This window comes from Serratia sp. 3ACOL1 (assembly GCF_003668775.1).
Taxonomy (GTDB): Bacteria; Pseudomonadota; Gammaproteobacteria; order Enterobacterales; family Enterobacteriaceae; genus Chania; species Chania fonticola.
Genome location: NZ_CP033055.1, coordinates 2,443,233 through 2,466,577, shown reverse-complemented (window position 1 = coordinate 2,466,577; position 23,345 = coordinate 2,443,233). Strand labels below are relative to the sequence as shown.

Below are 23,345 nucleotides of genomic sequence, written 5' to 3'. Positions count from 1 at the left end.
CTGGATAAGTATAGGTATTTTCGCAAAAGAAACCTAATACCTTAGGGGTATTTACAGTGAAAAGTAGAGTGATTGAGCAATAAAATAGCGTTATATTCCGTGTTATATATCGCTATGCTTTGATGAACAGAGGAGAAATTGGAGGGGATAACGTCACAATACAGGCAGATATACCTGTTGGCTCAACCATAGGTGGATCGCCGTTCTGCTCGCTTCAAAATGGGGCTCCGGCAGGTCGTGCGGGGAACACCAGCGCCATTCGGCACATTTTTCCGGCTCTTTCAGCTCGGCTTCTCCTCCTGGATGCTGAACCAGCATGCAGATCGACACCGTATGTTTTCCCTCTGCGCGCCAGGTTTGCAGATTATTGCTGACGCCAATAAAGGTTGGCGGAGCTATCTGCAACCCGGTCTCTTCGGCGATTTCGCGTTGAGCGCACTGTTCAAAGGTTTCCCCTGCATCCAGATGCCCTCCGGGGATCGACCAAAAAGGGGCATGGGTGCTGCAGCGTTTCCCCAGCAGGATTTGCCCTTGAGCGTTAACGATAATGACCCCGATACCGGTGGCAACCATGTTGTTATCTTCCTTCAGCACTGTTTCAGCACAGTATGCCATTTTCCCCTGTGGATGGGGGCTTTAGCCATAAAAGTGTGCGTAAGGTCAAAAAACTATCACGTCGAGATCGAGAAAACTTGCTTTCGATGATAGCTGCTCACACACTCATTGAAACGTTTCAGCGTCATCGATGGCCTGGTTAGGCGATGGGTAACGCTCCTTTTTCTTAACTTGGCTGAAACGATTCAATTCAGCAGGAGAGGAGAACCATGTTCCAGTTGTCACAGCAAGATATTCACCTGGGAGCTGCCGCTAGCGGCAAACAGGAAGCCATCCGGCAGGTAGCGGCAGCGCTTACCTCCGCCGGATGCGTCAGCGCCGCCTATGTTGACGGCATGCTGCAGCGTGAGCTGCAAACCTCCACTTATCTGGGCAACGGCATCGCCATTCCACATGGCACTACAGATACCCGCGATCTGGTGCTGAACACCGGTGTTCAGGTATTCCAGTTTCCACAGGGTATCGAGTGGGGCGAAGGCCAGACAGCCTATGTAGTGATCGGCATTGCTGCGCGTTCCGATGAACACCTGGCGCTACTGCGTCAGCTCACACACGTGCTCAGTGATGACAGCGTCGCCGAACAGTTGGCAACAACGACTTCAGCCGAAGAACTGCGCAGTTTGCTGATGGGCGAGAAGCTGGCGGCTGAATTCAAGTTTGATGCTTCACTGATTGCTCTTGATGTGGCCGCCGATTCGCTGATGACGCTGCAAGCTTTGAACGCGGGCCGTCTGCAAAAAATCGGTGCGGTTAACGCCCAGTTTGTCAGTGATGTGATTACCCGCAAGCCGCTGAATCTGGGCCAGGGGATCTGGTTGAGCGACAGTACCGAAGGCAACCTGACCAGCGCCGCCACCGTTAGCCGCCCGGCACAGGCGTTTGATGAAGAAGGTGAAAAGGTCGCGCTGTTGCTGACCGTCGCCGTCGCCGATCAACAACCGCTGACGGTGCTTAACTACTTAAGCGATCTGTTAGTGAGCCAAAAAGCTGAACGCTTGCTGAACGCCGATGCGGTGGGCGTGCTGGCGTTACTGACCAGCGAAGTTGCCGAAGAGAGCGCGGTTCTGAGTGCGGAATACGTGGTGCGCAACGAGCATGGCCTGCATGCTCGCCCAGGCACTGCACTGGTCAACGTAATCAAACAGTTCTCCAGTGAAATTACCGTTACCAATCTCGACGGCAGCGGTAAACCGGCTAACGGCCGCAGTCTGATGAAGGTTGTGGCACTGGGCGTGAAAAAAGGTCATCACCTGCGCTTTACCGCCAGTGGTGACGATGCTGAAGCAGCGCTGAAAGCCATCGGCGAAGCTATCAGTGAAGGTCTTGGTGAGGGTGCAGCATGAGCAGAAGAGTAGCAACCATAACCCTGAATCCGGCTTACGATCTGGTGGGCTTTTGCCCGGAGATCGAACGGGGTGAGGTTAACCTGGTAAGAACTGCCGGTCTCCATGCGGCGGGTAAAGGGATCAACGTTGCCAAGGTACTGAAAGATTTAGGTATCGACGTCACCGTTGGCGGTTTCCTTGGTAAAGACAACCAGGATGGTTTCCAACTGCTGTTCAGCGATTTGGGGATTGCCAACCGTTTCCAGGTGGTCCCTGGGCGTACACGTATTAACGTTAAGCTGACGGAAAAAGACGGTGAAGTGACCGACTTCAACTTCTCCGGTTTTGAAGTGACGCCGCAGGATTGGGAACGCTTTGTGGTGGATTCTCTGAGCTGGCTAGGCCAGTTCGACATGGTGGCGGTCAGCGGTAGCTTGCCAGCCGGGGTTGCCCCGGAAGCCTTCACCGAGTGGATGACCCGCCTGCGTGCGCAGTGTCCGTGCATCATTTTTGACAGCAGCCGTGAAGCGCTGGTGGCCGGGCTGAAAGCCTCGCCGTGGTTGGTAAAACCTAACCGTCGTGAGCTGGAAATCTGGGCAGGCAAACCCTTGCCGAAGTTGGAAGATGTGGTGGAAGCCGCTCACGCCCTGCGTGAACAGGGCATTGCCCACGTGGTGATCTCACTGGGTGCCGAAGGCGCTCTGTGGGTTAACGCCTCTGGTGCCTGGATCGCCAAACCGCCAGCCTGTGAGGTGGTCAGCACCGTGGGTGCCGGTGATTCCATGGTCGGCGGCCTGATCTACGGCCTGCTGATGCGTGAATCCAGCGAACATACCTTGCGCTTGGCCACTGCCGTGGCTGCCCTGGCAGTGAGCCAGAGCAACGTTGGCATCACCGATCGCCCGCAGTTGGCCGCGATGATGGCGCGCGTCGATCTGAAACCCTTTAATTAATCGCAGGAGTCAGAATGAAAACGCTGCTGATGATAGACAGTTCGCTCGGGCAGGCTCGTAGCCACCTGGCGAAACGCATGCTTGAGGCCGCTGCGGCCAAAACCGGCCTGACGCTGGTTAACACGGCCAACGAGGCTGAACTGGTGGTGGTAGCGGGTGTTGCTGCACCTGCTGACGCTGAGCTGAATGGCAAACAGGTTTATATTGGAGATGTGGAACACGCGGTGCGTGAACCTGAAGCCTTCCTGGCCACGGCACAGGCGCAAGCCAAACCGTATCAGGCTCCAGCCCAGACGGTAGCACCGGCAAAATCTGCCGGTCCGAAACGCATTGTTGCCATTACCGCTTGCCCGACCGGCGTTGCGCATACCTTTATGGCAGCCGAAGCCATCGAGAGCGAAGCCAAGAAACGTGGCTGGTGGGTGAAAGTGGAAACCCGTGGCTCCGTCGGTGCCGGGAATGCGATCACTCCAGAAGAAGTGGCTGCGGCCGATCTAGTCATTGTCGCGGCAGATATCGAAGTGGATCTGGACAAGTTCGCTGGCAAGCCGATGTACCGCACCTCAACCGGTTTGGCGTTGAAGAAAACCGCGCAGGAACTGGATAAGGCACAGGTAGAAGCCGAGATCTTCCAGCCGCAAAAAAGTGGCAGCACCGCGAGCTCAGGCAAGAAGAAAGAGAGCGCAGGGCCTTATCGCCACCTGCTGACCGGCGTGTCTTACATGCTGCCGATGGTGGTGGCGGGCGGTCTGTGTATCGCGCTGTCGTTCGTGTTTGGTATCAAGGCGTTTGAAGTAAAAGGTACGTTGGCTGCGGCGCTGATGCAGATCGGTGGTGGTTCGGCCTTTGCGCTGATGGTGCCGGTTCTGGCGGGTTACATCGCGTTCTCCATTGCGGATCGTCCTGGCCTGACGCCGGGCCTGATCGGCGGTATGTTGGCGGTTAGCACCGGTGCGGGTTTCCTTGGCGGTATCATTGCCGGTTTCCTGGCGGGTTACGTAGCCAAGGCCATCAGCGGTAAGCTGCGTTTGCCACCGAGTATGGAAGCCCTCAAGCCGATCCTGATTATTCCGCTGGTTGCCAGCCTGATCACCGGTTTGATCATGATTTACGTAGTGGGCACGCCAGTCGCCAAGATCATGGTCGGCCTGACCAACTGGCTGCAATCGCTGGGCACCGCTAACGCGGTACTGCTGGGCGCAATCCTCGGTGCGATGATGTGTACCGATATGGGCGGCCCGGTTAACAAGGCGGCCTATGCCTTTGGTGTAGCGCTGTTGAGTTCTTCGGTCTACGCACCTATGGCGGCGATTATGGCGGCAGGTATGGTGCCACCGCTGGCGATGGGGCTGGCTACTATTCTGGCTCGTCGCAAGTTCGAGAAGTCCGAGCAGGAAGGGGGCAAAGCCGCGTTGGTGTTGGGCCTGTGCTTTATCACTGAAGGGGCAATTCCGTTTGCCGCCCGTGACCCGATGCGCGTTCTGCCGTGCTGTATCGCAGGTGGAGCACTGACCGGTGCGCTGTCGATGGCCTTCGGTGCAAAACTGATGGCACCACACGGTGGTCTGTTCGTGCTGTTGATCCCTGGTGCTATCTCGCCGGTGCTGCTGTATCTGCTGGCGATTGTGGCGGGTACCCTGCTGGCGGGCGTGGCCTATGCGGTCCTCAAACGCTCTGAAGCGCCGGTAGCCACGGTGGCGTAACGACAACCACAAAATAAAAAGCCGGCATCTGAAAAATGCCGGCTTTTTTATGTCCGCAGAAAATTACTGCTGCGCCTTCAGCCAGGCAATCTCCTCGGCCCAGATATCCGGGTTCACCGTCTCCAGGATCAGCGGGATGTTATCAAAGCGCTCGTCGCGCATAATATAGCTGAACACGGTCTTACCGATATTACCTTCACCCAGGCTGTGGTGGCGGTCAACGCGGCTGCCAAACTCGCTCTTGGCATCGTTAAGATGCATACCGCGCAGGTAGTTAAAGCCCACCACGTCACCCAGTTCTTTAAACGTCTTCTGGCAATCCTCTTCGGTACGCAGGTCGTAACCGGCGGCGAAAGCGTGGCAGGTATCAATACAGACACCGACGCGGCTCTTGTCTTCCACACCGTCGATGATCGCCGCCAGATGTTCAAATTTGAACCCCAGATTGCTGCCTTGCCCGGCGGTATTCTCGATCACTGCGGTGACGCCTTGGGTTTTATCCAGCACGATGTTGATCGACTCAGCGATCCTTGCCAGGCATTTATCCTCATCGATCTGCATCAGGTGGCTGCCCGGGTGGAAGTTCAGCAGCGTCAGCCCCAGTTGCTCGCAGCGTTGCACCTCATCAAGAAACGCCTCGCGGGACTTCTCCAGTGCCTCCGTTACCGGATGGCCAAGGTTAATCAGATAGCTGTCGTGCGGCAGGATTTGCCCTGGGCCATAGCCGTACTGTGCGCAGGCACTTTTAAACTTGTCTATCACGTCGGCAGGCAGCGGGGCGGCCTTCCATTGACGCTGATTTTTAGTGAACAGGGCGAATGCGGTCGCCTCTAATTCGTGTGCGCGGATCACGGCCTGATCTACGCCGCCAGAAGCGCTGACGTGTGCACCGACAAACTTCATTTTCATTCTCCTGTGTTAACGCTGCCATTATGGCATTGATAAGCGAAGGATTGAATGGCAGGGGGTAAAACAAGCAGGCCCGAAAGCTCGGGCCTGAAGAAGGGGGATTACAACAGATGCTGCACCAACAGGTTGATTGCACCGCCGCCGATAATCAGCCAGACGAACAGCAGCGTCGCCAGCAAGATGGGTTTCACACCAGCCTGACGTACCGCGCTAATGTGGGTGGTCAAACCTAAAGCGGCCATGGCCATGGCCAGCATCCAGGTGTCGATGGTAATCAGATGCTGTACCAGCGTGGCCGGGATCAGGTTGAACGAGTTCAGCCCGGCAACGGCGATAAATAATACGGCGAACCACGGAATGGTGATGGCCGATTTTTCACTCTTGCTGCCGTTACCGGCCCGGCGGCTGATATAGCCAGACAGTAACAGCAGGAACGGGGCTAACATCATGACGCGGATCATCTTGGAGATCACCGCCGCGTTTTCCGCATCCGGGCCGATGGCATGGCCAGCAGCAACCACCTGAGCCACTTCATGGATTGTCGAACCCGCGTAGATGCCGAAGGTTTCCTGCGTCAACGGCAGCCACTGGAAGTGCTCATTCAGCTGATACAGCCACGGATAGGCAAAGATCGCCAGCGTACCAAACACCACGACGGTAGAGACAGCGACGGCAACCTTGCTGGAGTCTGCCTTCAGCACCGGCTCGGTGGCCATCACGGCTGCGGCACCGCAGATGCTGCTACCGGCACCGATCAGCATGGTGGTTTGGCTGTCGAGGCCGAACACTTTTTTACCCAACCAGCAGGCCAGCAAGAAAGTGCTGCTCAGGGTCAGGGCATCGATAATGATCCCGCTGGCCCCCACGTCGGCGATTTGCTGGAAGGTTAAACGAAAGCCATAAAGAATGATCCCCAGGCGCAGCAGCCGCTGTTTGGCCAGTTGTACGCCGGTATGGCAGCTAGGCTGCAACCAGGGATAAAGAGTGTTGCCGACCAGGATGCCGCACAGGATCGCCAGCGTCAGGGCGCCTAATCCTAACCCGGCAACCCAGGGAACATCGCCCGCCCAGACCGAAAACGCGGTCAGCGCGCCGGTCAGCAGTAAGCCTGGTATCAGCCGTGGTAGTCCAAACAGGGGAAAACGCTGTTCGGGATAGGGTTGAGTGCTGTGACTCGCCATGATTATTCTGTCCTCTGCTAAATTCCTGAGTGCAATGATAAAAGCAGGTGACCTAAAAGAGAAATTGATTATATATTTATAACTTATCGGAATAAGTGGTTGATCATCTGGACGGCTCGGTTACTCCGCCAAGCCTAATCCTGTAAACGTGATAACCTTATAAGGCAGGGCGGTGAGCTTACCGACGCCGTGTGACTGATTTTTTTGTGTTTTTATTTAAATGGTTTTGTCTGACCATTCTTTTTATGTCGAGGCTGTTATGCATATCACTTTGCGCCAACTGGAAGTTTTTACCGAGGTGCTGAAAAGCGGATCCACCACTCAGGCCTCAGTGGTATTGGCTTTATCACAATCGGCGGTCAGCGCGGCGCTGGCCGATTTGGAAGGGCAACTGAAGGTGTTGTTGTTCGATCGCGTGGGTAAACGCCTGGTGATCAACGAACATGGCCGCTTGCTATACCCCAAAGCGCTGGCTCTGCTGGAGCAGGCCGGGGAAATTGAACAACTGTTCCTGCATGATAGTGGCGCGTTACGCATCGCCGCCAGCAGCACCATCGGCAACTATATGCTGCCAGAGATGATCGCCCACTATCGCAAAGATTTTCCTGCGACCCCGTTGGAACTGAACGTGGGCAATAGTCAGGAGGTGATTGTTGCGGTAGCCGATTTTCGTGTCGATTTGGGGTTGATAGAAGGGCCGTGCCACATGCCTGAGTTGGTCACTCAGCCGTGGCTTGAAGATGAGCTGGTGGTGTTTGCCGCGCCGGATAACCCATTGCTACAGCAACCGGTGACTCTGGCAGCGCTGGCCAGCGCCCCTTGGATCCTGAGGGAGCGGGGGTCTGGCACGCGGGAAGTGCTGGATCATCTGCTGCTGGCGCACCTGCCAAACTTCCAGTTGGTGATGGAGTTGGGCAACTCGGAAGCGATCAAGCACGCGGTCCGCCACGGTATCGGCATTAGTTGCCTGTCACGTCGCGTAGTGGAAGAACAGCTGGCTAGCGGGGTGTTGGTGGAACTGAGTATCCCTCTGCCACCATTGATGCGCACGCTGTATCTGATCCATCACCGGCAAAAACACATTTCTAATGCGCTACAGCGTTTCTTGAGTTATTGCGTTGGGCAAAAACCGATCAAGATCGCATAAAGTCATCATTAGGACCGCTGCTAATAATTGGCCGCGGATTATGAAGCTATCTTATATCAGGGCAATGTTACTAGTTCGCTGGCGGGTATTTGTTACAATCCGGCCCTCATTTTTGACGAGCAGATAGGGTAAGAATGGCTCAGCAGGATATAAAAACAGCGGGGCAGCAAGCACCCGGATTACGCCGCGAGCTGAAAGCGCGGCATTTAACCATGATTGCCATTGGCGGTTCCATCGGTACCGGCCTGTTTGTTGCCTCTGGCGCAACGGTTTCCCAGGCAGGCCCAGGCGGCGCGTTACTCTCCTATGCATTGATTGGTCTGATGGTGTATTTCCTGATGACCAGCCTGGGTGAGCTGGCGGCGTTTATGCCGGTTTCAGGTTCGTTTTCCACCTATGGTGCCAAGTATGTTGAAGAGGGCTTCGGCTTTGCGCTGGGTTGGAACTACTGGTACAACTGGGCGGTGACCATTGCGGTCGACCTGGTGGCGTCACAGTTGGTGATGAACTACTGGTTCCCAGACACACCGGGCTGGATCTGGAGCGCCCTGTTCCTTGGCCTGATGTTCTTGCTTAACTACATCTCGGTCAAAGGCTTCGGTGAAGCGGAATACTGGTTCTCGCTGATCAAGGTGAGCACGGTAATTATCTTTATCGGCCTTGGCGTACTGATGATTTTCGGTATTCTCAAGGGCGGTGAAAATGCCGGTTGGCATAACTGGACGATCGGCGATGCGCCGTTTGCCGGTGGCTTCTCGGCCATGATTGGCGTAGCGATGATCGTTGGCTTCTCGTTCCAGGGCACCGAGCTGATCGGCATTGCGGCGGGCGAGTCGGAAGATCCGGGCAAGAACATTCCACGCGCAGTGCGTCAGGTGTTCTGGCGTATTCTGCTGTTCTATATCTTCGCGATCCTGATCATCAGCCTGATCATTCCTTATACCGATCCAAGCCTGTTGCGCAATGACGTGAAAGACATCAGCGTCAGCCCGTTCACGCTGGTATTCGAACATGCTGGCCTGCTCTCTGCGGCGGCGGTGATGAACGCGGTGATCCTGACGGCGGTACTCTCTGCGGGTAACTCCGGGATGTATGCCTCAACCCGTATGCTGTTCACGCTGGCTTCGGAAGGTAAGGCTCCACGCATTTTCGCCAAGCTGTCAAAAGGCGGTGTGCCGCGTAATGCGCTGTATGCCACCACCGTCGTAGCGGCACTGTGCTTCCTTAGCTCGATGTTTGGTAATCAGTCCGTTTATCTGTGGCTGCTCAATACCTCGGGCATGACCGGCTTTATCGCCTGGTTGGGGATCGCCATCAGCCACTACCGTTTCCGCCGTGGCTATGTGATGCAAGGGCACAGCCTGAGCGATCTGCCATATCAATCCGGTTTCTTCCCGTTGGGGCCAATGTTTGCCTTCGTGCTGTGCTTGATCATCACGCTGGGGCAGAACTATCAAGCCTTCCTGGCGGATCGTATCGACTGGTACGGTGTGACGGCAACCTACATCGGTATTCCACTGTTCCTGATTATCTGGTTCGGATATAAGCTGACGCGCGGCACCAAAGTGGTGAAGTACAGCGAAATGGAATTCCCGAAGTGGAACCCTGATAAGTAAGCGATTAGCTCTAGACGCGGCGGGTTACCGCCGCGTTATCCTCTTTCCTTGAAATCCCCAGTTAAATTCCCAACCAAAATAATGCCTGCACACGATAGCAATCAATAATGATGATTGAGCATCTGGCTGCCCCTCACCCCAACCCTCTCCCGTAGGGAGAGGGAGCCGATCGGCGTTGTTATTAGATATGGGAGTACAGCTTTGGCACCTTACGCTGGGCAGGGAGTTGGTACGGAGTTGTGGTGAGGTACAGGGCTGATGTGGAGGATGTCATTGAGTTGTAGCACGGACAGTCCCCTCTCCCTGTGGGCTGTCTCTTGATCAGATCTCCTGATCAAGAGACTTCGCCAGTTTATACCCTTCGACGATGTCCTGAAGCTTGAACCATGCCTCCCACATCACCACCCATCCCGCTCGTCCCGTTCGTTTACTGTCATACCAACGCCCCAGCTTTGCCAGATTCAGGTACGCCCACTTCAGGCTCGGTGGCGTCTTTGGCAAGGTTTTACCTTCCTGTTTCACCCACAGCAGCTTCCATTCTAGTGGACTCAGTACCCGTTCACAGCTTTCATTGAGCGTTTCTTCACTCAACCCGCCCTGGCGTAAGGCCAACACACGTACCGCTATAAAGCTCAGGATCACGATCATTCGCTCCAGATTATCTCGCGTTTGCATCCGCAACTGTTCCACCTGCGTTCCACCGCTTTTCCAGGCTTTATGGTATTCCTCTATCAACCAGCGACGCTCGTAGTAGCTGATAATGACCCGAGCCTCTTCTGCTGAAGTAACTTTTTCTGATGTCAGAAGATGCCAGCATGCTCCCTCTTCAGCTTCTTCACGACAGCAGATATATGTCAGCGGGACACTGTTCTCTTCTGACGTACTCCCCGGCATTTTGAGTTCGACCGAGCTATAGCGGATACTCATTTGTGCCTCACGCGCAGCACGCCCGCCTTTCTGAACCACATTTAGTAGATAACTGCCTGCTTCTGTTAGTGTTTCTGGCAACTCCAACAGTTTTTTATCCTGTCCACTCAGCAACCGGTTCTGAGCCGCCCTAACGACGAAGCGCTGTCTATTTTTCGTTTTATAATCAAGGTAATGCCAGATGTCCGCTTCTCGATCACAGACGGAGATAACTTTTGCTTGTGTGTCACCGAGCCGCTGTGCCGTTCGTTCAGATGCCTGTTGCCATTTGTAACTCTCTTTTTCTTCATAAGGCACGTGTTTACGTTGGTGTTTTTTACCGTATTCATTAGCCTCACGACTCCAACGATGTTGGTCGATAAGTCCCAGGAACTGTGCGGCATCGGGAGCATAAAGCAGGACGGAGTGAGCGAGTAGACCATGAGTATTCTTGCTGGTTGTGGTGTTCCCCAACTCGTCATACGCGGTGGTATGGGCGAAGTTAATAGAGGTCGTATCTTCCAGTGCAAGGAGCAGCGTGTGTGTATGAGCAGCGTTTGCCGTCGCATTGAAGCCCGCCTCGGCAATGGCGTCGGGTGAGACATTGGGGTTGCGGATCAGACGATAAGCCCCTTCAACTTCAGCGGCGGTTTGGGATGATTTCACAATAGAAAGTCCTGTTTTTTTAGCCAACGAGGCAGTGAATTTGACGAGACGCTGAGTTCGCCGATAGTCGCCAAGTTGAGCGAGACCAAAAGTCTCGTTAGCCCATGAATAGCAATCAGAAAGCACCATACTAAAAACCGAAGAAGAGGAGAATATAAAGAGAGATCAACAGACGGGGAGAAAGTTCAAAAACTCCCCGGCGTTTGCGCCGGGGAAATGTGTATAAGAGACAGCTCCCTGTGGGAGAGGGTGAGGGGGTCAGAATCAGAAGTTGTAAGTCATACCCACGGTATAACGACGGCCATCCAGCGTGGTGTTGAAGTGTTCGTAATCCACGGTTTTATCCAGAATGTTGTAAACCCCGCCGCTAAGCTGCAGGTTTTTAAGCGCCTGGTAACTCACCCCGGCATCAACAAAGGTATAGGATGGTGTGCTGACCGCCATTGAGGTACGGCTCAGGTATTCCGAGGTTTCGCTGCGGAAGTTAACGCGCGACCACAGGCCGAGATCCTCAGTGGCTTGCCAATCCAGCACGCCATTGATCATGTGCTTCGGCATCTGGTTCAGCGCCTTGCCCTGGAACTCACCGCTCTTCTGTTCAGACTCGGTAAAGGTGTAGTTGGTGCTCAGCTTCCAGTCTTCGGTGATCTGCCAACCGGCGGTCACTTCGATACCGCGCATATTGGCTTTATCCACGTTGACGCGGTCACTGACGAAATCATAAGTGGTGTCACCGATGGTGCAGGCCGGATCCTCTGAACTATTACAGCGGCGAACTTCGGTGATTTTGTCTTTGAAATCGGTGTTGTACAGGGTGATGCCAGCGTTCAGTCCCTCTTGGTTATCCCACAGGATGCCGACCTCTTCACTGATGCTTTTCTCTGGCTTCAGATCCGGGTTACCCACGATGATGCCGTTGCTCACGCCACCGCCGGTGATCTGGCCCCAGTTGGCAGAGGATTGACGCAGGTCTGGTGAACGGTAGCCCGCAGAAACCCCACCTTTCACGGTCCACATCTCTGTCAGGTGCCATACGCCATACATGCGCGGTGTCCAGTGGCTACCGTAGTTCTGATCCTGATCCATACGGATACCGGTGGTCAGGCTGAAATCGTTGGTCAGTGCCCATTCGTCTTCGGCGAACAGCGCCCAGCTCCAGCGGGTCAACTGGTCCAGACCGTCGGCGGCCTCAAGTTGGTTGCCACCGTCATGCAATTTCTCGTAGCGGTATTGCCCACCGAGGTTCAGCATGTGTGAACCAAGATCAAATTGGGTCTGGGTGTTGAAGATGGTGTTGTACATCTTCATGTTGCGTCCGGGGTTATTGGTCTCTTCCCGCTGAACGTAGCTGGTGCTGTTACCAAAGTCGTAATAACCGTTATGGGTGATCGAGTAGTTATTACGGGTATACAGATTGTCGCTGGAGGAATTCGGCTTACAGACGCCTTTGCGGCAGTTTTCTAATGCGACGGACTTACCCGGCGTACTGTTACGATCTTGCAGGGAACGACCGATTTCGAAATCAAAGTCGTTCTTTTCATCCGGCGTCAGGCTGAATACCGCCGTGCCGCTGCGCATACGCTGTTCGTTAAAGCCATTGGTGAAGTGATCTTCCCCACGATGGGAGAACAGACCATTCACCCGCAGGCCAAGCAGCCCATCGATCAGCGGGCCAGAGGCGTAGGCGTTGGTCTGGTAAATATCACCGGAATCTCGGTCTTCTTGAATGGTGGCATCGCCTTGCAGGGAGCCAACCCAGTCTTTAGTGGTCGAGGTTTTGCGCGTGATGATGTTGATCACCCCGCCCATGGCGTCGGAGCCATAGAGTGAAGACATTGGCCCGCGTACCACTTCAATGCGTTCAATAGCCTGCAATGGCGGCAACCAACCTTGCTCGATACCGGCGTTATCGCTGTTAGGGCGGGTGCCACGCGTATCGACACGTTTACCGTCGATCAGGATCAGCGTGTATTTAGAGGACATACCACGAATGCTGATATCGCTGCTGCTGGCACCGCCGGTTACCACCACGCCTGGCACGTCTTTCAACGCATCGGTGACGTCGCGGTAGGCGCGGGTTTCCAACTGTTGGCGAGGGATCACCGATATGGTAGCCGGCGAGTCTTGAATTCTTTGCTGGAAACCGGAGGCGGTGACCACCATGGTATCTTCAGTTTGTGCCAGAGCGCTGCCGCTGGCGAGTGATGCGAGGATTAACGCGGTTAAAGTGTTATAGCTTGGCTTTTCCATTGGGTTAAATATTCCCGTCCCGAGGTCAACAGGTTTTCCTGTTAGTTGTTTGATTTAAAAGAATATGTTTTCACGCTGCCGCGAGAATTCCCGTTGCGTGAGGAAAACGTCAGGCCATTGTAAGGAAATTGACAGAAATGTAAATGCAAATGATAACTCGTATCATTTGTATATTTGATCAGTAATGTATTGAAACCAGAGGAAAAGGAGGGGTATAGCCCGGCGCAGCGCAGTGGTGCGCCGGGTGGGTCAGCGTTTCTGGATGTAAGTGATCGCCAGTGCCAATGCCAGCACCAGCCCTTTGATGATATCCATGGCGTAGTAGGGCACGGAGAGCATCACCAGGCCGTTTTGCAAGACGCCCAAGATAATCGCGCCAACCAGGGTACCCAGCGCATTAGGCTTGCCGGAGCCCGCCAAGGAGAAGCCGATATAGGCCGCTGCTACGGCATCCATCAGATAACCGCCACCGGCATTAACCTGTGAGGAACCGATACGTGACGCCAGCAAAATACCGCCAAGGCCCGCCAGCAGGGAGGAAAGCACGTATGCGGTAACCCTGTAACGTACCGTACGGATACCAGAAAGCCGGGCGGCCTCCGGGTTACCGCCGATGGCATACATCCGGCGGCCATGCTTGGTCAGCGACAGGAAAAGCTGCATGATCACCGTCACTGCCAGCATAATCAGCACGATCACCGGTACCTGGCCCAGCGTGGAAAACACCTCTGGGATCACGCCTTCGGCCATATCCCCGTTCGGCAGCACCATATTCTGGGTGATAGAGCCGCCGTAGCTGTAGGTCATGGCCACGCCCTGGATAACGAACAGGCTGGCAAGCGTGGCGAGCATATCGGGGATCTTCAGCACCACGATCAAAAAGGCATTGAACAGGCCGACCAGCGTACACAGCAGCAGCGTCAGCACGATGGCACCGGTGGTGCCAAAGCCGTACCAGGCAAACAGCGAGATCACCAACGCATTAGCCAACGACGCCGTTGAGCCGACGGAGAGATCGAAGCCGCCCACCGAGAGCGAGATCGACACGCCAATGGCAATCACCGTCACGATAGCGATCGAACGCAGAATGTTGATGATGTTATTGGCATCAAGGAAATTGTCGGAAGCCAGGCCAAACAGCGCGATCAAGGCGACAACGGTGAGCAACATCCCCCATTTATACAAAAACTCAAACAGCTGGTGGCGCCAGGGCAGAACGCTTTTCAGGGATAATTCTTTACTCACGCAGGAGTTCCTCCGGTGGAATACAGTAATAGGGTTTCTTCATCAATATCGGCGGCGTTGAGCTCCGCCACGACGCGGCCATCCCACAGCACGCAGATGCGATCGCACAGGCCTACCAGCTCGGAAAACTCGCCGGAAGCATAGATAATGCCTTTGCCGTCACGTGCCAAACCGTCGATCAGCCGGAACAGATCCTGTTTGGCCTTGATATCTACGCCTTTGGTGGGTTCGTCAAAGATCAGCACCTCGGCGTTGCCACGTAACCATTTGCCGATCGCCACTTTTTGCTGATTGCCACCAGACAGGCGTGCCAGCTTTTGCTGTGGGCCGGAGGCCCGTACGCCAAGCCGTTGCATAATCTCTAAAGCCCAGCGCAGTTCCTGACGGCGGCTGAACAGGCTCCAGCGGGAGAAGCTGTCATCGGCACTGACGCTCAGGTTCATCGGGATGGCTTCGTGGATAAAAATGCCTTCCTTGCGGCGCTCTTCCGGCACCAGCGCCAGGCCATGTTCTACCGAGAGATGCGGTGAATGCGGTGCCCAGGGTTTGCCGTGCAGCTCTCCCTGCGTCAATTTGCTGGGGGTTGCACCGAATAACGCTTTGCAAAGCTCGGTCTTACCTGCGCCCGCCAGCCCGGCAATGCCTAGGATCTCCCCTTGATGCAGGGTTAAAGAGACGTCACGCAGTTTATGGCGATCGTGCAGCCCTTCTACTCGCAGCAACGGGCGCGAGCCGTGTGGTGGGCGGGGGGCCGGAAAGATATCGTCCAGCGAATGGCCCAGCATTTTTTCGACGATCTGCTCACCGCTCAGGCCCTGCATGCTGCCTTCACCGGCATGACGACCGTCGCGCAGTACCGTCAAATGATCGCAGACGGTTTTCAATTCGTGGATACGGTGGGAAATAAACACGATGCCTATGCCTTCGGCGCGCAGGCGGCGCACGATGTGGAACAGGCGTTCGCTCTCATTGCTGTCTAGCGGGGCCGTCGGCTCATCAAGCACCAGAAAACGGCAGCGGTGGGATAGCGCCCGAGCCAGCAGCACCTGCTGTTTCTCCGCCAACGTACAAGCTTCCAGGCGTTGGCGTGGGTTGATATTCAGCCCAAGCTGCTGCAACAGCGCGGCGGCCTGGCGATGTAACTGCCGCCAGTTCAGCAGATGGCCCGGCTGATTGAGCCAATCCAGCATGATGTTTTCCGCGACCGACAGCGTGGGGATCAGCGCCACATCCACCTCCTGCTGCACCACCTGGATCCCGTGCTGGCGGGCCTGCAGTGGCGAATGAATATCGACCTTTTGGCCGTCGATAAAAATTTCACCCTGATAATGGTTATGCGCGCCGGAGAGAATGCCCATCAGCGTGGATTTGCCCGCGCCGTTGGCCCCCACCAGCGCATGAGTCGAACCGCCTTGCAGCGTAAAGTCGACGTTTTGCAGTGCGTTGAACCCGGCAAAGGCGATGGAGATATTGCGCATCTCCAAGCGTGAAGCGTTGTTGGTCGGCATAATATGGCTGAAGACGTTGCGCCCCTCGTGTTTCAAATCGCGGCGTGGTGGCGGCAACGTGAAATTCATTTGGATGTATAGACGGCTAAAGAAACTCTTTTGTAACACGAATTGCCATTTTTGCAACATGCAAAATGGCATAACGTAGATAAAAAGCGGGGTCAGAACCCTAAGCGATCGCGCAGGGCGTAGTAGGCGGCCCCTAGGGCGGTAAATGGCACCTGTAAATGGCGGCCACCGAAGAACGGCAAATGGGGGAGTTGGGCGAAAGCATCAAAGCGTTCCGCGTCGCCGCGCAGCACTTCGGCAATCAGTTTGCCTGCCAGATGCGTCAAGGTCACGCCGTGGCCGCTGTCGCCTTGCAGGTAGTAAACGTTATTTTCCAGGCGACCAAACTGCGGCATGCGTGACAGGGTCAGCAGGAAATTGCCGGTCCAGCGGTAATCGATGCGCACCTTCTTCAACTGCGGGAAGGTTTTGAGCATCAAGGGCAGGATCCTGGCGTCGATATCCGCCGGATCCTGTGCGCCATAAACCACGCCTCCGCCGTATAACAAACGGTTGTCTGCCGTCAGGCGGAAGTAATTCAGCAGGTAGTTGCAGTCTTCAACGCAGTAATTATCCGGCAGCAGGGAAAGGGCCATATCCGCAGATAAAGGTTCGGTGGTGATGATTTGCGAGCCGCAGGGCATGCTCAAGCGGCTGAGGCGCGGTTCTAGCTTCTCTCCCAGATAGGCATTGCCTGCCAGGATCACCAAACTGGCGCTGACGGAACCCAGCGCTGTGTGTAGCTTGTTAGGTTGGCCATAATCGATGTGGGTGACCGCCGATTGTTCAAACAGCCGCCCGCCGTGGCGGCGTACCGCTTCGGCCTCACCCAGCGCCAGATTTAACGGATGCAAATGGCCACCTTGGCGATCCAGCAGCCCGCCAACATAGCGTTCGCTGGCCACGGTGCGGCGCATGGCTTCCCCGTCCAGCAATTCCAGTTGCTGGTGGCCATAACGCTGCCAGTGGTTCATCTTTTGTGTTAATTCGTTGAATTGACGTGAAGTGAGAGCGGCGGCCACCGCGCCGGGGCGATAGTCACAGGCGATGGCGTAGCGATCGATACGCTGGCGAATGATCTCCGCCCCTTCAAACATCATGCTGCCGAGCATTGCCGCGGTCTGCTGGCCGTAGCGAGCCTCAATCACATCGATATCGCGGCTGTAGGAGTTCACCACCTGCCCACCGTTGCGCCCACTGGCTCCCCAACCGATGCGGGCGGCTTCCAGCACCACCACGTCGTAACCAGCCTCGGTCAGGTGCAGGGCGCTGGAGAGGCCGCTAAAACCGCCACCGACGATGCAGACATCGCAGCGGATAGCCTCGTTCAACTGGGGATAAGGAGCGTGGGGGTTGGCGCTGGCGGCATAATAGCTGGCAACATGTTCCATCATCACTCCTCCGGCGGATCTTGTCAGAAGGTGGTTGGGGTGTGCGCGCTGACGATCTTGCAAACGCGCGTTGAGGTATTGCTGAAGCTGTGGGGCATACCGGTGTTGATGGCATAGCTCTGGCCAGCGGTCAGCAGATAGGTCTGGCCGTTGACCGTCAGCATGATCTCCCCTTCGAGCAGCGTGCCGATCTCTTCGCCCTGATGCTTGATCTTTTCACCGGTGGTGGTGCCCGGTTGATAGGTCTCCAGCATCATGGCCAGGCTGCGGGTAGGGCTGCCGTTATGCACTAGCTTCATCGAAACGCCTTGGCTGCCGATCTCAATCAGATCGTCCGGCTCGATCACCACTTTGGGTTCATCTGGCCGTGCAGGTTCAGCAAAAAATTCAGACAGCGATAACCCATAGACCTTCAGCAGTTTCTGCAGCGTACTGATGGCAGGGCTGACTTTGTCCTGCTCAATGGTGCTGATGGCGCTGTGGGTTAATCCGGACAGTTCGGCGACCCTACGCTGTGACAAACCCAAGTGCTGACGGATCTGCGACAGGCGCTTGCCTGGTGCCAAGCTGACTTCGCTCATAGCGGTAGTTCCTTCTGGTAGGAGCGACAGGTTGGGATCACACCCGGAGCCGGGTACCTGTCTGAGTGATATCGAAACCACATGATATCGGTAGTTGGGCGGCCGTTGTAAAATATATTGCCCATGTTTCCCCCTGGTCTGGCGGAAGAAATTCTGTACCAACAAAGCGCAAACAACGCCTTTTCGGTCAATATTTTATCAATTTAGCAGTCCCTGGCGAATAATCAAACGCCATTGTAACATTTGCAAACCATTTATGTTAAAGCTATGTTTCATGTTATGGGTGTTATTTTGAGCGCCAGCCTGTGGCGCACTCTATAGAGAAATCAAACCATGTGTTAAGTCAATCGGCAAGCGGATGCGAAGGCATTCCCTAGAGCACAACGGCAGGTGATGTATGCAAACCAATAGCGCAGTAGTAGAAGATTTTGCACAGCATAATGAAGAAAGGCGAAGTAGCGCGTTCCAAAGTGAGGTTGCTCACTATTTGGAACGCCATCCTGCCACGCAGTATATCGATATCCTTCTCACCGATCTCAATGGTTCCTTCCGCGGTAAACGCATTCCCGTCTCCGGGTTGAAAAAAGTTGAAAAAGGCTGCTATTTCCCTGCCTCGGTGTTCGCTATGGACATTTTGGGCAACGTGGTCGAAGAGGCCGGATTGGGCCAGGAACTGGGCGAGCCGGATCGGATCTGCATGCCCGTGCCCGGTACGCTGACGCCGTCGGCGGCGGATCCGCAACATATCGGTCAGGTGCTACTGACCATGCTGGATGAAGATGGTACTCCCTTTGACGTTGAACCCCGCAATGTACTGAACCGAATATGGCAGGCGTTGCGCCAGCGCGGACTATTCCCGGTGGTAGCGGTAGAGTTGGAGTTTTATCTCATCGATCGACAGCGAGACTCAGCAGGTTATCTGCAGCCGCCGTGCGCACCAGGCACCCAGGAGCGCAACGTACAGAGCCAAGTCTATTCACTGGATAACCTCAACCATTTTGCTGGGGTGCTCAACGACATCGACACGCTGGCACAAATGCAAGGGCTACCGGCGGATGGCGCGGTGGCTGAAGCCTCCCCCGGCCAGTTCGAGGTGAACCTGAATCACACCGACAACGTGCTGCAAGCCTGCGATCATGCGCTGGCGCTGAAGCGCTTGGTGCGTCAGGTGGCCGAACATCACCATATGCATGCCACCTTTATGGCGAAGCCTTATGAGGAATACGCGGGGAGTGGCATGCACGTCCATCTCAGCGTGGTAGACAGCGCGGGGAAAAACCTGTTTGCCGAAGCGGATGGCGAAGATTCGGCACTGCTTAAGCGGACATTAGCCGGGATGATCGCCTTGATGCCCGCATCGATGGCGGTGCTGGCGCCTAACGTCAATGCGTTCCGCCGTTTCCAGCCGGGGATGTATGTGCCGATCCAGGCCTCCTGGGGGCATAACAACCGTACCGTGGCGTTGCGCATTCCCTGTGGCGATGCGCAGAACCATCGCGTGGAGTACCGCGTTGCCGGTGCCGATGCCAACCCTTATCTGGTGGTGGCGACGATCCTGGCGGGGATGCTGTACGGGCTAGACACCGAATTACCGTTGCCTGAGCCAGTGACCGGCAACGGTTTGGAACAGGAGGGGCTACCGTTCCCGATCCGCCAAAGCGATGCCCTTTACGAATTCGAGCATCAGAACGAACTGACGCACTACCTCGGCGAACGCTTTTCACAGGTTTATCACGCCTGCAAAATGGGTGAACTGATGCAGTTTGAAAGATTAGTGACGGAAACCGAGATCGACTGGATGCTGAAAAATGCCTGATATCAGGTACCCTGATGGCAATGAAGGGCCTTTTTCCTGATATTAAGCAAAAGAATTTGTATTAGAAGGTTTCAGGATCTTGTCTTTCTGTGATCTTATGGCAAAATACGCGAAATGCAGATAGCCGACGTTTTAACGCGTCGGTTATTTTTTTTTGCATTATGTTTTACCAACGTGCGTTTCATACATCAAGCGAGGCCGGACATCGAGCCGGATAGATAAATAGGTTCGTCGCGATCAACCAAAACTTTATGGTCGTGACTCATGAGGATAAGAAAGATGGGGCAATTTTTCACCTTGGCACCGGTGCCCGCCGGTTTCCGTTGCGGTCGCAGCGATTATGGAGCAACACAGGCTTTTGTGCCTAGTTATCCAGCTTCCCTCATCCCCCTTTTAGAATTTAGTCGCACGTTGCGAAGTTTCCCCGCAACCTTGAGTCTTGGCGTGTCTATTATCCGCAAGACTGAAGGTAAGGGGGGGCTACGCGATGTCCGATAACATCATCACCGCCGCACCAGCTGCCGGCCAGCGCGCCCAACTGCGTAAAACACTGACTTTAGTCCCGGTCGTCATGATGGGTCTGGCCTATTTGCAGCCCATGACCATCTTTGACACCTTCGGCATCGTCTCCGGCCTGACCGACGGTCACGTCGCGACCGCGTACGCCTTTGCTCTGCTGGCGATCCTGTTTACCGCCCTGAGCTACGGCAAACTGGTGAAGAAATTCCCTTCAGCCGGTTCTGCCTATACCTATGCCCAGAAAGCCATCAGCCCGCACGTCGGCTTTATGGTGGGTTGGTCATCACTGCTGGACTACCTGTTCATGCCGATGATCAACATCCTGTTGGCAAAAATTTACCTGGAAGCCATTTTCCCGGGTGTACCTTCGTGGATCTTCGTTGCGGCCCTGGTTGCCTTGATGACGGCGTTCAACCTGCGTGGCATCAAGCTGGTAGCCAACCTGAACTCCATTATCGTGGTGGTACAGGTGGCGATCATGATCGTGTTCCTGGGCCTGGTGATTAACGGTATCTCCCACGGTGAAGGTGCAGGTACGCTGGTGAGCAGCCGTCCGTTCTGGTCTGACAATGCGCACGTAGTGCCGATGATCACCGGTGCGACCATTCTGTGCTTCTCGTTCCTCGGCTTTGACGGCATCAGCTCGTTATCCGAAGAAACCAAAGATGCAGAAAACGTGATCCCGAAAGCCATCTTCCTGACGGCCTTGATCGGCGGCGTGATCTTTATCGTGGTGTCGTACTTCGTGCAGTTGTACTTCCCGGATATCTCGCGCTTCAAAGATCCTGACGCATCACAGCCGGAAATCATGCTGTATGTGGCTGGCAAGTTCTTCCAGTCGGTGATCCTGGTGTTCTCGTGCGTAACCGTACTGGCTTCCGGTATGGCATCTCACGCGGGTGTTTCCCGTCTGATGTACGTCATGGGCCGTGATGGCGTATTCCCGGAGCGTTTCTTCGGTTATGTGCATCCAAAATGGCGTACTCCGGCGCTGAACGTACTGCTGGTTGGCGCGATTGCGCTGTCTGCCGTTTCGTTCGATCTGGTCACGGCTACGGCACTGATCAACTTTGGCGCTCTGATCGCGTTTACCTTCGTTAACCTGTCGGTGATCTCGCAGTTCTACATTCGCGAGAAACGTAATCGTACGCTGAAAGACACCTTCAACTACCTGATCCTGCCGGTGTTGGGGGCGTTAACCGTCGGTGCATTGTGGGTCAACCTGGAAGTCAGTTCGATGACGCTGGGCCTGGTCTGGGCGGCGATTGGTCTGCTGTATCTGACGTTTGTCACCCGCAGCTTCAGCCTGCCGGTGCCACAAGCAAGCGAAGACGTGGCTTAATCCACTCGCCTGCCTCGCGATAGCAAAAAGGGTTCCACATGTTGGAACCCTTCAGATTGATGACAAAGTCCTGGCCGTGCGGCCAGGACTTTGATCTAATAAGGTCAGTGCAAAAAACGGACTGACTGCCATGCTCAAAGAACCTTCTCCCCATCAGTACCAGTTTGAAACCATTACCCTTGATGAACTGGTTCCCGAAGACCATCTGGTCCGTAAAATCGATGCCGCCATTGATTTTGAATTTATCCGCGATGCCGTTGCTCACCTTTATTGCCCCGATAATGGCAGACCCGCAATCGACCCCGTTCGCCTGATTAAAATGATGCTGTTGGGCTACCTCTTCGGTGTCCCCTCAGAGCGCCGTCTGGTCAAGGAAATCCAGGTCAATGTCGCTTACCGCTGGTTCCTGCGTATGGGGCTGACCGAGAAGGTCCCCGACGCCTCAACCCTGAGCCAGAACCGCATTCGTCGCTTCAACAACAGCGATGTCTTCCAGCAGATTTTTGACCATATCGTGTTACAGGCTCTGGGTCAGGGGATGGCAAACGGACGTGTGCTCTACACCGACAGCACCCACCTGAAAGCCGATGCCAACCCGCGCAAGGCCGTGAATGAACTGCGCCCTGAAGGCGTCAGTGAATACTTCACACAGTTGAATGATGCCGTGGAGGCCGACAGGAAGAAACGCGAAAAAAAGCCGCTGCCCGCCGCAAGAAAAACAACCAAAAACGACGCCGTTAAAAACACCAAAGTCAGCATCACCGACCCAGAAAGCGGCTTTATGCACCGGGACAACAAGCCAAAGGGCTTCTTCTATCTGGACCACCGCACGGTGGACGGCAAGCACTGCATCATCATGGATACCCATGTCACGCCGGGCAATGTGCACGATAGCCAGCCGTTCATTGGCAGGCTGGCACGGCAGGTGGAGCGGTTCAACCTTGATACGGTCGCCGTGGGTGTGGATGCGGGTTATTTTACCTCGGCGGTGTGCCATCTGACGCAGGAGATGAGTATCGCGTTGGTACCGGGTTATCGCAGGCCACACAAAGGGCTGAATGACTTCCAGAAAAAGCACTTCAGGTATGACGAGGCGCGTGATGTGTATGTGTGTCCGGCGGAGGAACTCCTGATATACGGCACAACGGACCGCAACGGCTATCGGCATTATCGTTCAGAGCCGGCAGTGTGCCAGCGGTGCGAGCAGAGAGGGCAATGCACGCAGAACAGCAAAGCACAGAAAACGATAACGCGGCACGTATGGGAAGGGGCGAAAGAGGAAGCGAACAGGTTGCGACTGACGAAATGGGGCAAGAAGGTGTATGCGCGGCGCAAAGAAACGGTTGAAAGAAGCTTCGCGGATGCGAAACAGCACCATGGGCATCGATATGCGCGGTTCCGCGGTCTGTCGAAAGTGCAGATGCAGTGTCTGCTTGCGGCGACAGCGCAAAATATGAAGAAGATGGCGCTGCTGGCGCTTCTTTATGCTGTTTATAAGTGGCTGAAAGGGTTTATGGAAGGACAGGAGCCCCATAGAGGCCCTCAGAAAAAGCAAAAAGCAGTGTGGTGGGAAAATATCGCGATCGCGACCTACGGTCGCTAAAAACAACGAACCCCATCAAAA

17 protein-coding genes are annotated in these 23,345 nt (G+C 55.1%); 8 read left to right on the top strand and 9 right to left on the bottom strand.

The features are described from left to right. Window positions 1–153 precede the first annotated feature (153 nt). A complete protein-coding gene (locus tag D9980_RS11070) occupies window positions 154–615 on the bottom strand; it encodes an NUDIX hydrolase (protein WP_370454312.1) in 462 nt (153 codons plus the stop codon). A gap of 209 nt (window positions 616–824) precedes the next feature. Here D9980_RS11070 and fruB point away from each other — a divergent pair, with 209 nt between their 5' ends. Genes fruB through fruA form a run of 3 tightly spaced genes read left to right on the top strand, consistent with a single transcriptional unit; the run spans window position 825 to window position 4,596 of the window. Continuing rightward, complete coding sequence (gene fruB, locus D9980_RS11065) at window positions 825–1,958, top strand: fused PTS fructose transporter subunit IIA/HPr protein (RefSeq protein ID WP_121607317.1); 1,134 nt, start codon at window positions 825–827, stop codon at window positions 1,956–1,958. Then, window positions 1,955–2,893, top strand: coding sequence for a 1-phosphofructokinase (gene fruK / locus D9980_RS11060; protein WP_021805853.1), 939 nt, complete (start codon window positions 1,955–1,957; stop codon window positions 2,891–2,893). The genes fruB and fruK overlap by 4 nt, the downstream gene beginning before the upstream one ends. Before the next feature lie 14 nt (window positions 2,894–2,907). Beyond that, complete coding sequence (fruA, locus tag D9980_RS11055) at window positions 2,908–4,596, top strand: PTS fructose transporter subunit IIBC (RefSeq protein WP_121607316.1); 1,689 nt, start codon at window positions 2,908–2,910, stop codon at window positions 4,594–4,596. 63 nt (window positions 4,597–4,659) lie between these two features. On the opposite strand, the gene nfo is transcribed toward fruA, so the two are convergent. Beyond that, the gene (gene nfo / locus D9980_RS11050; protein WP_024484973.1) at window positions 4,660–5,499 is read right to left on the bottom strand and encodes a deoxyribonuclease IV; all 840 of its coding nucleotides are present in this window, start codon (window positions 5,497–5,499) and stop codon (window positions 4,660–4,662) included. A gap of 107 nt (window positions 5,500–5,606) precedes the next feature. Beyond that, window positions 5,607–6,686, bottom strand: coding sequence for a YeiH family protein (locus tag D9980_RS11045; protein ID WP_121607315.1), 1,080 nt, complete (start codon window positions 6,684–6,686; stop codon window positions 5,607–5,609). Window positions 6,687–6,945: 259 nt separating this feature from the next. Between D9980_RS11045 and yieE the strand changes: the two genes are divergently transcribed. Then, the gene (gene yieE, locus D9980_RS11040) at window positions 6,946–7,833 is read left to right on the top strand and encodes a DNA-binding transcriptional regulator YeiE (protein ID WP_121607314.1); all 888 of its coding nucleotides are present in this window, start codon (window positions 6,946–6,948) and stop codon (window positions 7,831–7,833) included. 134 nt (window positions 7,834–7,967) lie between these two features. Beyond that, the gene (locus D9980_RS11035) at window positions 7,968–9,449 is read left to right on the top strand and encodes an amino acid permease (protein ID WP_024484976.1); all 1,482 of its coding nucleotides are present in this window, start codon (window positions 7,968–7,970) and stop codon (window positions 9,447–9,449) included. Between the two features lie 321 nt (window positions 9,450–9,770). Here the strand turns inward: D9980_RS11035 and D9980_RS11030 are convergent, their stop codons facing one another. The 6 genes from D9980_RS11030 to puuR form a co-directional block, all read right to left on the bottom strand. Further along, the gene (locus D9980_RS11030) at window positions 9,771–11,150 is read right to left on the bottom strand and encodes an IS4 family transposase (protein ID WP_121606694.1); all 1,380 of its coding nucleotides are present in this window, start codon (window positions 11,148–11,150) and stop codon (window positions 9,771–9,773) included. Between the two features lie 135 nt (window positions 11,151–11,285). Beyond that, complete coding sequence (locus D9980_RS11025) at window positions 11,286–13,271, bottom strand: ligand-gated channel protein (protein ID WP_121607313.1); 1,986 nt, start codon at window positions 13,269–13,271, stop codon at window positions 11,286–11,288. Between the two features lie 249 nt (window positions 13,272–13,520). Next, window positions 13,521–14,516, bottom strand: a complete 996-nt coding sequence (locus tag D9980_RS11020) for an ABC transporter permease (protein ID WP_024484978.1) — start codon at window positions 14,514–14,516, stop codon at window positions 13,521–13,523. Next, complete coding sequence (locus tag D9980_RS11015; RefSeq protein WP_121609004.1) at window positions 14,513–16,024, bottom strand: sugar ABC transporter ATP-binding protein; 1,512 nt, start codon at window positions 16,022–16,024, stop codon at window positions 14,513–14,515. Before D9980_RS11015 ends, D9980_RS11020 begins: the two co-directional genes overlap by 4 nt. A gap of 161 nt (window positions 16,025–16,185) precedes the next feature. Beyond that, window positions 16,186–17,466, bottom strand: coding sequence for an FAD-binding oxidoreductase (locus tag D9980_RS11010; RefSeq protein WP_121607312.1), 1,281 nt, complete (start codon window positions 17,464–17,466; stop codon window positions 16,186–16,188). Between the two features lie 20 nt (window positions 17,467–17,486). After that, window positions 17,487–18,044: an HTH-type transcriptional regulator PuuR gene (gene puuR, locus D9980_RS11005; RefSeq protein WP_121607311.1), complete on the bottom strand. Its 558-nt coding sequence runs from the start codon at window positions 18,042–18,044 to the stop codon at window positions 17,487–17,489. Window positions 18,045–18,441: 397 nt separating this feature from the next. Between puuR and D9980_RS11000 the strand changes: the two genes are divergently transcribed. The 3 genes from D9980_RS11000 (at window position 18,442) to D9980_RS10980 (ending at window position 23,324) form a co-directional block, all read left to right on the top strand. Beyond that, window positions 18,442–19,860 carry a glutamine synthetase family protein gene (locus D9980_RS11000; RefSeq protein ID WP_121607310.1) on the top strand — a complete coding sequence of 473 codons (1,419 nt, stop codon included), beginning with the start codon at window positions 18,442–18,444 and terminating at the stop codon, window positions 19,858–19,860. Window positions 19,861–20,347: 487 nt separating this feature from the next. Next, window positions 20,348–21,721, top strand: coding sequence for an APC family permease (locus D9980_RS10990; protein ID WP_065683227.1), 1,374 nt, complete (start codon window positions 20,348–20,350; stop codon window positions 21,719–21,721). Between the two features lie 130 nt (window positions 21,722–21,851). Beyond that, a complete protein-coding gene (locus tag D9980_RS10980; RefSeq protein WP_370454311.1) occupies window positions 21,852–23,324 on the top strand; it encodes an IS1182 family transposase in 1,473 nt (490 codons plus the stop codon). Window positions 23,325–23,345 lie beyond the last annotated feature (21 nt).

Excerpts from the sequence above, each read along its gene's own strand:
- fruB (WP_121607317.1), top strand. The coding sequence starts at position 825 with ATGTTCCAGTTGTCACAGCAAGATATTCACCTGGGAGCTGCCGCTAGC.
- D9980_RS10990 (WP_065683227.1), top strand. The coding sequence starts at position 20,348 with ATGTCCGATAACATCATCACCGCCGCACCAGCTGCCGGCCAGCGCGCC.
- D9980_RS11030 (WP_121606694.1), bottom strand. The coding sequence starts at position 11,150 with ATGGTGCTTTCTGATTGCTATTCATGGGCTAACGAGACTTTTGGTCTC.
- puuR (WP_121607311.1), bottom strand. The coding sequence starts at position 18,044 with ATGAGCGAAGTCAGCTTGGCACCAGGCAAGCGCCTGTCGCAGATCCGT.
- D9980_RS11070 (WP_370454312.1), bottom strand. The coding sequence starts at position 615 with ATGGCATACTGTGCTGAAACAGTGCTGAAGGAAGATAACAACATGGTT.
- yieE (WP_121607314.1), top strand. The coding sequence starts at position 6,946 with ATGCATATCACTTTGCGCCAACTGGAAGTTTTTACCGAGGTGCTGAAA.
- D9980_RS11000 (WP_121607310.1), top strand. The coding sequence starts at position 18,442 with ATGCAAACCAATAGCGCAGTAGTAGAAGATTTTGCACAGCATAATGAA.
- D9980_RS11025 (WP_121607313.1), bottom strand. The coding sequence starts at position 13,271 with ATGGAAAAGCCAAGCTATAACACTTTAACCGCGTTAATCCTCGCATCA.
- D9980_RS11045 (WP_121607315.1), bottom strand. The coding sequence starts at position 6,686 with ATGGCGAGTCACAGCACTCAACCCTATCCCGAACAGCGTTTTCCCCTG.
- D9980_RS10980 (WP_370454311.1), top strand. The coding sequence starts at position 21,852 with ATGCTCAAAGAACCTTCTCCCCATCAGTACCAGTTTGAAACCATTACC.
- fruA (WP_121607316.1), top strand. The coding sequence starts at position 2,908 with ATGAAAACGCTGCTGATGATAGACAGTTCGCTCGGGCAGGCTCGTAGC.
- nfo (WP_024484973.1), bottom strand. The coding sequence starts at position 5,499 with ATGAAGTTTGTCGGTGCACACGTCAGCGCTTCTGGCGGCGTAGATCAG.
- D9980_RS11010 (WP_121607312.1), bottom strand. The coding sequence starts at position 17,466 with ATGATGGAACATGTTGCCAGCTATTATGCCGCCAGCGCCAACCCCCAC.
- fruK (WP_021805853.1), top strand. The coding sequence starts at position 1,955 with ATGAGCAGAAGAGTAGCAACCATAACCCTGAATCCGGCTTACGATCTG.
- D9980_RS11015 (WP_121609004.1), bottom strand. The coding sequence starts at position 16,024 with ATGCCGACCAACAACGCTTCACGCTTGGAGATGCGCAATATCTCCATC.
- D9980_RS11035 (WP_024484976.1), top strand. The coding sequence starts at position 7,968 with ATGGCTCAGCAGGATATAAAAACAGCGGGGCAGCAAGCACCCGGATTA.